9 protein-coding genes and 1 pseudogene are annotated in these 9,785 nt (G+C 69.2%); 6 read left to right on the top strand and 4 right to left on the bottom strand.

Features of this window, described 5'->3' with window-relative positions; genetic code table 11:
* The 6 genes and pseudogenes from VJS38_RS08030 to VJS38_RS08005 form a co-directional block, all read left to right on the top strand.
* Positions 1-760 (top strand): annotated as a pseudogene (locus VJS38_RS08030) (chromosome segregation protein SMC); the annotation flags it as partial.
* A gap of 255 nt (positions 761-1,015) precedes the next feature.
* On the top strand, positions 1,016-1,372 hold the full coding sequence (locus VJS38_RS08025; RefSeq protein WP_324087628.1) for an AtpZ/AtpI family protein: 357 nt from the start codon (positions 1,016-1,018) through the stop codon (positions 1,370-1,372).
* Between the two features lie 16 nt (positions 1,373-1,388).
* On the top strand, positions 1,389-2,174 hold the full coding sequence (locus tag VJS38_RS08020; RefSeq protein ID WP_324087627.1) for a F0F1 ATP synthase subunit A: 786 nt from the start codon (positions 1,389-1,391) through the stop codon (positions 2,172-2,174).
* A gap of 53 nt (positions 2,175-2,227) precedes the next feature.
* Positions 2,228-2,452 (top strand): F0F1 ATP synthase subunit C, encoded by a 225-nt coding sequence (locus VJS38_RS08015; protein ID WP_324087626.1) that lies wholly within the window; start codon positions 2,228-2,230, stop codon positions 2,450-2,452.
* A 62-nt stretch (positions 2,453-2,514) separates the two neighbouring features.
* Positions 2,515-3,114 (top strand): hypothetical protein, encoded by a 600-nt coding sequence (locus VJS38_RS08010; protein WP_324087625.1) that lies wholly within the window; start codon positions 2,515-2,517, stop codon positions 3,112-3,114.
* A complete protein-coding gene (locus VJS38_RS08005; RefSeq protein ID WP_324087624.1) occupies positions 3,114-3,617 on the top strand; it encodes a F0F1 ATP synthase subunit B in 504 nt (167 codons plus the stop codon). Before VJS38_RS08010 ends, VJS38_RS08005 begins: the two co-directional genes overlap by 1 nt.
* 68 nt (positions 3,618-3,685) lie before the next feature.
* Here the strand turns inward: VJS38_RS08005 and VJS38_RS08000 are convergent, their stop codons facing one another.
* The 4 genes from VJS38_RS08000 to gcvPB all read right to left on the bottom strand — a co-directional run.
* Positions 3,686-5,617 (bottom strand): SGNH/GDSL hydrolase family protein, encoded by a 1,932-nt coding sequence (locus VJS38_RS08000; protein ID WP_324087623.1) that lies wholly within the window; start codon positions 5,615-5,617, stop codon positions 3,686-3,688.
* A gap of 78 nt (positions 5,618-5,695) precedes the next feature.
* Positions 5,696-7,648 (bottom strand): DUF885 domain-containing protein, encoded by a 1,953-nt coding sequence (locus VJS38_RS07995; protein ID WP_324087622.1) that lies wholly within the window; start codon positions 7,646-7,648, stop codon positions 5,696-5,698.
* A 155-nt stretch (positions 7,649-7,803) separates the two neighbouring features.
* Positions 7,804-8,154 (bottom strand): hypothetical protein, encoded by a 351-nt coding sequence (locus tag VJS38_RS07990; RefSeq protein WP_414692422.1) that lies wholly within the window; start codon positions 8,152-8,154, stop codon positions 7,804-7,806.
* A 189-nt stretch (positions 8,155-8,343) separates the two neighbouring features.
* Positions 8,344-9,785 (bottom strand): aminomethyl-transferring glycine dehydrogenase subunit GcvPB (gene gcvPB, locus VJS38_RS07985; protein WP_324087621.1); only part of this gene is annotated, 1,442 nt, incomplete at its 5' end.

Here is a 9,785-nt window from a genome sequence, read left to right as displayed (position 1 = left end):
CGCCCAGATCCGCGAGACCGCCCGCATCGAGCCGCAGGAACTGGCCCGCCAGCTGGCCGACGAGGCGGTGGCCATCCCGACCGACGCCGGCGGCATGGAAGCCCACCTCTATAATCTGGAGCGGCAGCGCGACGGCATCGGTCCGGTCAACCTGCGCGCCGAGGAGGAGGCCGCCGAGCATTCGGCGCGGCTGCAGACCATGCACGCCGAACGCGCCGACCTCACCGGCGCCATCGCGCGGCTGCGTCAGGGGATCGACGAACTGAACGGCGAGGGCCGCGACCGGCTGATCGCCGCCTTCGACATCATCAACGAGCATTTCAAGACCCTGTTCGCCACCCTGTTCGAGGGCGGCCAGGCGGAGCTGCGGCTGGTCGAATCGGACGATCCGCTGGAGGCGGGGCTGGAGATCTTCGCCTGTCCGCCGGGCAAGCGTCTGGCGGCGATGAGCCTGATGAGCGGCGGCGAGCAGGCGCTGACCGCCGCGGCGCTGATCTTCGCCGTCTTCCTCGCCCAGCCGGCGCCGATCTGCGTGCTCGACGAGGTCGACGCCCCGCTCGACGACGCCAACGTCGACCGTTTCTGCAACATGCTTGACGAGATGGCGACCCGGACCAAGACCCGCTTCATCGCCATCACCCACAACCCGGTGACCATGGCGCGGATGGACCGGCTGTTCGGCGTGACCATGGCCGAGCGCGGCGTCTCGCAACTGGTGTCGGTCGACCTGCGCCAGGCGGAGGCGATGGCCGCGCAGTAAGAGGACGTTCGGCGCCAGGCGAAGCCAAGGCGCGAGCGGTTCCAGCCCCAGCGCCGCAATTGCGAGCCGCGTATTTCATCGCTGTAGCGCCGCGCGTGCGTCAGATCGTGCATATGGCCATAAACACAAGCAAAAACAGATAGATATCCCGTATCTGCCTAGCCTTGACGCACAGCATCTCGCTCTATAGGTTCCGCGCGACTTTCGAAGACCCGCCGCGGCGACGTCGTGGTCGCCTGGATGACTGAGCGACGCATGCCGCCCCCGGAAGAGACGCGTGAAGAGGCGATCCGTCGCCTCCAGCAGAGGGCCGGCGCCTTGGAAGCGCGCACGACCCAGACGCCGCGCGACCTGGGCGCCCAGGCGCATAGCTACGGCTATCGCCTGCTGGGCCTGCTTCTCGGCGGGGTGTTCGTAGGGTTGGGATTCGGCTGGGCGGTCGATGCGATCGCCAAGACGGGGCCTTGGGGAATGATCATCGGGGTCCTGGTGGGCTTCGGCGTGTCCGTCTGGTTGGCCGTGCGCTCGGCCCAGCGGATGAGCGCCGAGGCCGCCCAGGAATGGGGTCCGCCCAAGGACCCCGGCCCCGAGGACGGCGGCGACGACCTTTAAAGGAGTTCGAGGCGGCATGGCCGACCCGATGCACCAGTTCGAGATCCACAAGATCGTGGATCTGCCCGACTTCACCCTGCCGGGGATCGGGACCATCGACATGGCGTTCACCAACTCGACCCTGGCGATGACCCTGGCCGCGGGCCTGGTGGTCGCGTTCATGGCGCTGGTGACCTCGAGCCCGAAGGTCGTGCCGGGTCGCCTGCAGGTGGTCGGCGAGGGCGTCTTCAGCTACATCGACAATCTGGCGGTGGGGATCATCGGCCACGAGGGGCGCAAGTTCTTCCCCTTCGTCTTCTCGATCTTCCTGTTCGTCCTGGTGATGAACTTCCTGGGCCTGCTGCTGGTGTTCACCGCCACCTCGCAGCTGGCGGTCACCGCGACGCTCGCGGCCATCACCATCCTCCTGGTGCTGATCGTCGGCTTCGCGCGTAACGGCCTCGGCTTCTTCAAGCTGTTCGTGCCCTCGGGCGTGCCCTGGTACATGCTGATCCTGGTCACGCCGATCGAGGTGATCTCGTTCCTGCTCCGCCCGGTCACCCTCGCCCTTCGTCTGTTCGGCAACATGCTGGGCGGCCACGTGGCGATGAAGGTGTTCGCCGGCTTCGTCGTCTCGCTGGGCGCGCTGGCGGCCGGCGGCGGCGTGGCCCTGCTCGGCTACCCGGCCGCGGCGCTGGCGCTCAGCGGCGTGGTGGCCCTCACCGCGCTGGAGTTCCTGGTGGCGTTCCTGCAGGCTTTCGTCTTCGCGGTTCTCGCCTGCGTCTATCTCAACGACGTGGTGAACCTCGGCCATCACCACTGACGGCCGAACTCTAGAACAACCTCAACTCTCATAACCAAACGGGACTAAAAGACATGGATCCGGCTGCGGCTAAGTACATCGGTGCGGGCCTCGCGACCCTCGGCATGATCGGCGCGGGCGTCGGCGTGGGCGTCATCTTCTCGGGCTTCCTGCAAGGCGCGACCCGCAACCCGTCGGCCGCCGGCGGCCAGTTCACCAACCTGATCCTGGGCGCGGCTCTGACCGAAGCCCTGGGCATCCTGGCCTTCGTGCTCGGCCTGCTCATCCTCTTCTCCTGATCGCCGCTCAGCGAGCGCGGGAGAATTCTCCCGCCTCGCCGTCTTAGGATCGACGAAGCCTTATGGCCGCCGAAACCAACACCGAGACGGTTGCTCAGCCGGCGGGCGAAAAGCCCGGAGCCGCCCCCACGACGGCGACCAGCGAGCAACCGCACAAGAGCGGCGGGCTGCCGCAATTCAGGTTCGAATACTGGGGTGGCCAGATCGTCTGGCTGCTGATCACGTTCGCAATCCTGTACGCGCTGATGGCGAAGGTCTTCGTGCCGCGCCTGCGCCGGATCCAGGACACCCGCGCCCAGACCATCGCCGATGCGGTGGAGCAGGCGCGGCGCGTCCAGGCCGAAGCCGACGCCCAGGCCGCGGCCGCCAAGGCTGAGATCGAGGACGCGCGCGCCCAGGCGCGGCGCGTCGCCGCCGACGCCAAGGCCAAGGCCCAGGCCGAGATGGCGGCCAGCCAGGCCGCCGAGGACGAGCGTCTCAAGGCCCAGCTGGACAAGGCCGAGGAGCGGATCCGCGCCACGCGTGACGCGGCCATGGCCAACGTCGGCCAGATCGCCGCGGACACCGCCGAGGCGATCGTCGCCAAGCTCACCGGAGCCGCGCCCTCGCGCGCCGAGGTGGACGCCGCGCTCGCCGCCCGCACGCCGGAAGGAGTGGCCTGATGCCCGAATTCCTGAATCCCGCGGAAGCCGAGTTCTGGGTCTTCATCGGCCTGCTCACCTTCCTGGGCATCGTGATCTTCCTGGCCAAGGCGCCGCAGAAGATCGGGGCGGCGCTCGACGGCCAGGCCGCGGCCATCCAGGCCAACCTGGACGAGGCGGCCCGGATCCGCGAGGAGGCCCAGCGCCTGCTCGACACCTTGAAGGCCGAGCGCGCCGAAGCCGAGGTCCACGCCCGCGAGATGCTGGCGCAGGCCCAGGCCGAGGCCAAGCGGCTCGAGGCCGACGCCAAGGCCAAGCTTGAGGAAAGCCTGGCCCGCCGGCAGCAGGTCGCCGAGCGCAAGATCGCCACCGCTGAGGCCCAGGCCGCCGCCGAGGTCAAGGCCGCGGCCGCGGACATCGCCGCCCAGGCCGCCGAAAGCGTGCTCGTCCAGCGCCTCGCCGGCGCCAAGGCGGACCCGCTGGTCGACGCCGCCATCGGCCAGATCGCGGGCAAGCTGCAGTAGCCGCTTCGCCTCCGCTGACAAGAAAGAAGCCCCGGAGTTCGCCCCCGGGGCTTTTTGCTATGCGGAGCTCAAGCGTTGAAGATCCAACCGTCCGTCAGGGTGTTCAGCTGGACATTGGCCAGCACCATCTGCCCGCCGCCGGAGAGGTTGATCACCGTGTCCGCGCCGACCTGATTGGCCGTGTAGGTTTCGCCGGCGTCGAGCTGGACGCGGTCGCCCTGGGCGAGGCTGAAGTCCGCCACATGGTCGATGCCGCCCCCGGCGTGGAAGGTGTCGGCTCCGCCGCCGCCGGTGAGGGTGTTGTCGCCGAGGTCGCCCGACAGCCAGTCGCCGCTCGCGCCACCCGTGATCGTGTCGTCGCCCTGGCCGCCGCGCAACGTGTCGCCGCCGACGCCCCCGAACAGGGTGTCGGCGCCGAGGTTGCCGTTCAGGATGTTGTGGCCGGTCGACTGGAAGGCGTTGACCACGTCGTTTCCCTGGCCGCCCAGCAGCCAGTCCCCGGTCAGGGAGTGGCCGAGGATGACGTCGTCGCCCTTGTTGCCGTTGACCCGGTCGAAGCCTGTGCCGCCGGTGATCGAGTCGTTCCCGTCGGCGCCGAACAGCACGTTCGTTCCCGAAAGCGCCACGAGGGTGTTGTTCCCGGCGTCGCCGGGCACGGAGATGTCGGAGCCCTGCAGCAGGCCGGAGGTCAAAAGGTTGGTCCCGGACGGGCCCTCGACCTGCAGCTTGAAGCTGCCGGCGGTCACGCCGACCCCGCCGACCTCGATCGTGTAGTTGGTGGTGGCCGAGACGGTGAACTGCAGATGGGTGTTGAGGCCGATCCCGCCGTCGTCCCCTTCGGCGACCACTGCGCCGGACGCGTCGAGCACGCGGACCGTCGGATCGGACAGTGTGCCGCTGGCGGTGCTGACGCCCAGCGCGTCGACGACATAGGTCTGGCCGGCCGCCAGCGAGACGAGGAAGTCCGAGGCGCCGTGCAGGCCGATGGTGGAGGCGGCCTGGGCGCCGATCGCGGGGGCTGCGGTCCAGTCGTGGGCGGCGCCGCCCGGATTGGCCAGCTGGTAAAGGATCTCCGAGGCGATCTGGGCGTGGGCCTGGGCCGTCGGGTGCAGCTTGTCGAAGAACAGATAGCCGCCGCCCGTCCCGTCCGGGTTCACGGGCTGCACGACCTTCAGCGCGTCGGTGACGTTGCTGAAGCCATAGGCCGCCGGATTGGCCACCACCGCGTCGGTATAGGCCTGGAAGTTGTAGTCGAGGATCGTAGAGCCGGCCGGCAGGGCGATGCCGTTCAGGTCCGCCTGCAGGTCGGCGTTGACGGTGTGGACGTACTGCGCCAGCAGGCTTCGCCGGGCCGCCTCGTCGGCGGCGCCGGTGTAGGCCGGGGTCACGCTGACATCGGGCGCATTGGCCACGACCACGTGTTGCACGCCCCGGGAGATGAGCGCCTGGACCTCCTGGGCGATGCCTGAGGCGATGGCCTGGAGCTGTTGGTCCGCCGCCGCGCCCGTCACCGGGGTTCCGCCGGTCGGCACGAGGTGCAGCACGTCGTTGGCGCCGATCGAGACGAGGTAGAGCCCGTTCGTGTGGACGTCGAAGTCCTTGTAGATCTGGACCTGGTCGTGCAGCGACGGCGCGGGGCTGCCGGCCGAGCCGACGGTGGCGCCGCCGTAGGCGAAGCTCAGGTTGTCGCCATCCGGCCGGGCGCCGTTGATCGGGATCCCGAGCAGGGAGCCCGCGACGCCGTAGGGGAAGGTCGCTTGCGTCGCTGTGCCCAGCAGCTTGTTGGCGACCAGGTCGGCGAAGTTGTAGCCGTCCGTGAAGCGTCCGAGGAAATAGCCGTTGGCGGCGGTCGGCGCGCCGTCCGGCACGTTGACGAAGGGGAAGGATCCGAGCTTTTCGGCGGCCTTCAGGTCGTTGCTGGGATCGACGAGGCTGTCGCCGAAGGAGAAGACGCCGGTGTAGCTCAGGGGAGCTGCGGCGGACGCGGGACTTTTAGCCACCATTTCAGGCACCTGCCACTACTGAGGTGCGTTGAGCGCGGAAGTGGCGGTTCGGTTCCCAAGCGCAGAAGCGCCCCCTCAGGCCGGGGTCTCCTTTGCCGCCGCCTTCGCCTGGCGCAGCAGTTCCTCGCGCATCAGCGGCGGCGGCACGGGGCCTAGGCGCATGTAGCGCTCGTGGAACTCCTTGGCCTGGTAGCCCGGGCCGCGGGCGGCCTTGTAGGCCTCGCGCAGCTCGATGATCGCGGCCTTGCCGAGGTTGTAGGTGATCGCCTGGGTCGGCCACTTGGAATAGCGGTAGATCGCCTTCTCGGCCCGGTCGAAGACGGCGCGCGCGGCCGGGTCGGTCGCGGCGCGGGTACGGGCGCCGGGCACGAAGTCGACGTTGGCGTTGAAGTAGTCGACCGCCTCGTCATAGCTCATCCGACCGGTGTGGACGCCCACGTCGACCACCACCCTTACGGCGCGCAGCAACTGTCCCTGCAGCTCGTAGAGGTGCTCGGCGGCGTCGTAGAAGCCGTGCGGCCGGCCAGGCGCGGGCTCGCTCATCAGCTCCTCGGCGTAGAGCGCCCAGCCCTCGGTCGGCAGGCTGTCCTCCCACATCGACGAGGAGTCCTCGACCGCGCCGGGGGTGAACCAGCGGACGTTGCTGATCTCGCGGGCGTGTTCGGTCATGTACTTGTAGTGCCAGTCGTGGCCGGGAAAGCCCTCGTGCACGGCGGTGTCGGCGACCGAGGCGCGGTTGTTCTCGCGCAGCGCCGCCGGATCGTTGCCGGTCGGCGTGAGGTAGAAGCGCCCCACGCCCGAAGCCTTGAAGGTCGGCGCCGGATAGTAGGCCGCGTCCACCGCCGAGCTCAGCACCTTGGGCGTGGGCACGACGTCGAGGCGGTAGGTCTGCGGCACGTCGAAAAGCTTGTGGTCGCGGCCATACTGCACCGCCCGGCGGCCGGTCTCGACGTACCAGGCGAGCAGCTCGTCGTCGGACTTCGGCGAGTCGTGGCCAAGGTGCTCCATCACCTTGCGGACCGAGGCGTTCTTCTCCTCCGCGCCGCCGAAGGGAAGCTCGAGGCCTGCGGCTGCGGCCACTTCCTGGGCGACGGCGTAGACCTTGCCCTGGTAGAGCGCGACCTGCTGATGGCCATAGGCGAAGAGCTCGCCGGTGGTGCGCGTCTGGCGCAGGTTATGACCCAGGCGCCAGGCGTACTCGGCCTCGCCGATCGCGAAGCGATCCTGTTTGTCCGTCGTCGGATAGGTCTGGCGCAGGAAGGCGGCGAAGTCTTCGAACGCCTTGGCCGCCGTCTCGCCGGCGGGCTTCAGCTCGCCCAGCAGGGACGCGTCGAACGCCCGGCCGCCGATGTAGCCCGAGGCCTGGTCGGGCAGGGTCTTGCGGAAATAGGCCGCGGCGCTGATCGCCGCATCGATCCCGTCGCGCTGCACCATCCGCCAGTCGGGGCGGGCGCCGCTGGCGGCGCCGGCGGCGAGGTTGGCCTTGGCGGTCGCAAGGAAGGCGGGGATCGCCCGCACGCGGGTCACGACCAGCGCCCATTCCGCCGGCGTGCCGAGAACGCCGGCGCCCAGCTCGGTCATCTGCTGGATCTGCCAGTCCACGCCGCGGAACGGCTCGGCCATATAGGTGTCGAGGCAGCGCTCCTGATAGCGCCGGTCCAGCTGGTGCAGCATGTAGCCGACCTGGGCGCGCAGCATCTGCTGGTCGATCTGTTCCTGGCCCGAGAGGCCGGCGGGATCGATCGCCTGGTCGGCCGCGAGGATCTGGCGATAGAAGTCGGCCTCGCGGGCCAGCGCCGCGGGGCTGTAGTCGCGCAAGCGGCCGTTGATGTCCGCCAGCTTTGGGCTGTAGCCGTCGCCGCCGAGATAGGTGGCGCTCACCGGATTGAGCTTCAACGCCTGCAGGAAGTAGCGGTCGCGCAAGGCCGCGAAGGCGCTCTTGGGGGCGGTCTCGGCGGACGCCAGTCGCGGCAGCACGGCGAAGGAAATGGCGGCGGAGGCGCTCCGCAGCAGGGCGCGTCGGTTCATCGGTCCTCCCGAAGCCTTATGTGCGGGGAGCAGAATAGCTCGATTTTCAGCACATCGAGCACAGTCTTTCTCCGTATCGGAGATATGCGAGGATTTTCCTCCTCACATCTTCGGTCTTCCGAAGCTCGGAAGAAAAAGGCGGGGCGAATTCCGCCTTAGCCGATCCGCGCCCGCCACTTGAGCTTCAGATGACGCCGCGTCTTGACCGCGAAGCGCACGCGCCTGGGCAGCACCAGGCGCTCGACGCGCAGGTACTGCTGCCAGAACACGAGCACGATCTCCGGCTCGCGGCGCATCAGCCGGCGGATCGGGAACACCATCTTGGGATGTGCGCGCTGGATACGGACGAACTGGCGCTTCGCCGCGAAGGAGTTGCGCAGCACGACCATCAGCCCGATGACCAGCAGCGGCAGGCCGATGTGGCCCGGCAGCGGCGCCAGGATCAGGCCGGCCAGCATCACGATCCCGCCGAGCGTCAGCAGCAGGAAGCGGCTGATCTTCGCCACGAGCTCGCGGGCGAATTCGTCTGAGGCGCGCGCGACGCGCAATGAGGGCATAGCGAAGGACACTGGCGCAACCTGGGATCGCGCGGGCGGCGTGAGGGGAAGATCGCGCCGGAACCGCGCCCTCTCAGATATGTGAGCGGGCAGGGGAGTCGTAAAGACAAGGTCCGGTTAATTTATGTTCGAGCCGAACTATTCCGCAGCACATGGCGCCGGCGCCACAGCGGTGGGTTCCGGACGCCACGCCAGCCGCGGCTTGCGGGCCGCCAGGGTCTCGTCCAGCCGCCTGAGCGGAGCCAATCGGGGCGCGGCCTTGAACCGCTCCACGTCGCCGGACGCCGCGGCCTGGGCCAGCGCCCGCAGCGCCTCGCAGAAACGGTCGAGCTCGCGCTTGGACTCCGTCTCGGTGGGCTCGATCAGCATCGCCCCATGCACCACCAGCGGGAAGTACATGGTCATCGGGTGGAAGCCCTCGTCGATCATCGCCTTGGCGAAGTCGAGGGTGGTGACGCCGGTCCCTTCCAGCCAGGCGTCGTCGAACAGCGCTTCGTGCATGCACGGCCCTTCCGGGAAGGCGGGCGTCATGACGTCCGACAGCCGGGCCTTGACGTAGTTGGCGTTCAGCACCGCATCCTCGGCGACCTGGCGCAGGCCGTCGGCGCCGTGGCTGCGCATATAGGCGTAGGCGCGCACGTACATTCCCATCTGGCCGTGGAAGGCCGACATCCGGCCGAAGGCCTGGGCGGCGTCGCCCGCGGCGTCCTCCGTCAGCGAGAGACCCTCGGGGCCGTGCGTCAGCCAGGGGACCGGCGCGAAGGGCGCCAGCGCGGCCGACAGCACCACCGGGCCCGCGCCCGGCCCGCCGCCGCCATGCGGCGTGGAGAAGGTCTTGTGCAGGTTGATGTGCATGGCGTCGACGCCCAGGTCGCCCGGCCGCACGCGGCCGACGATGGCGTTGAAGTTGGCGCCGTCGCAATAGAAGTAGGCCCCGGCTTCGTGGGTCAGCCGGGCGATCTCGAGGATGTCGCGCTCGAACAGGCCGCAGGTGTTGGGGTTGGTCACCATGATGCAGGCGACGTCAGGCCCCAGCTTGGCGGCGAGATCGGCGAGGTCGACGCGGCCGTCCTCGGTCTGGGCGATCTCCTGCACCGAGTAGCCGACGAAGGCGGCGGTGGCGGGGTTGGTGCCGTGGGCGGAGGAGGGGACCAGCACGCGGCGGCGCTCGCCGTGGCCGGCCGCCTCGTGCGCGGCCTTGATGGCCAAGAGGCCGCAGAGCTCGCCGTGGGCGCCGGCCTTGGGCGACAGCGCCACGGCCGGCATGCCGGTCAGGGTCTTCAGCCAGTGGGCCAGCCGGTCCATCAAGTGCAGCGCCCCTTGGGTCGTCGAGGCCGGCTGTAGCGGATGCAGGTCGGCGAAGCCGGCCAGCCGGGCCATCTTCTCGTTGAGCCGCGGGTTGTGCTTCATGGTGCACGAACCCAGCGGATAGAGCGCCAGGTCGATGGCGTGGTTCTTCTGCGACAGGCGCACGTAGTGGCGCATCGCCTCGGGCTCGGAGAGGCCAGGCAGGCCGATCGGCGCGGCGCGCACCAAGTCGCCGAGGTCGGAAGCGTCGCGCTGGGCGCCCGGCAGGTCGA

This window comes from Phenylobacterium sp. (genome assembly GCF_035276905.1).
Taxonomy (GTDB): domain Bacteria; phylum Pseudomonadota; class Alphaproteobacteria; order Caulobacterales; family Caulobacteraceae; genus Phenylobacterium.
Note: the sequence above shows the minus strand (reverse complement) of the source record. Positions and strands in the feature narration are given on the sequence as shown.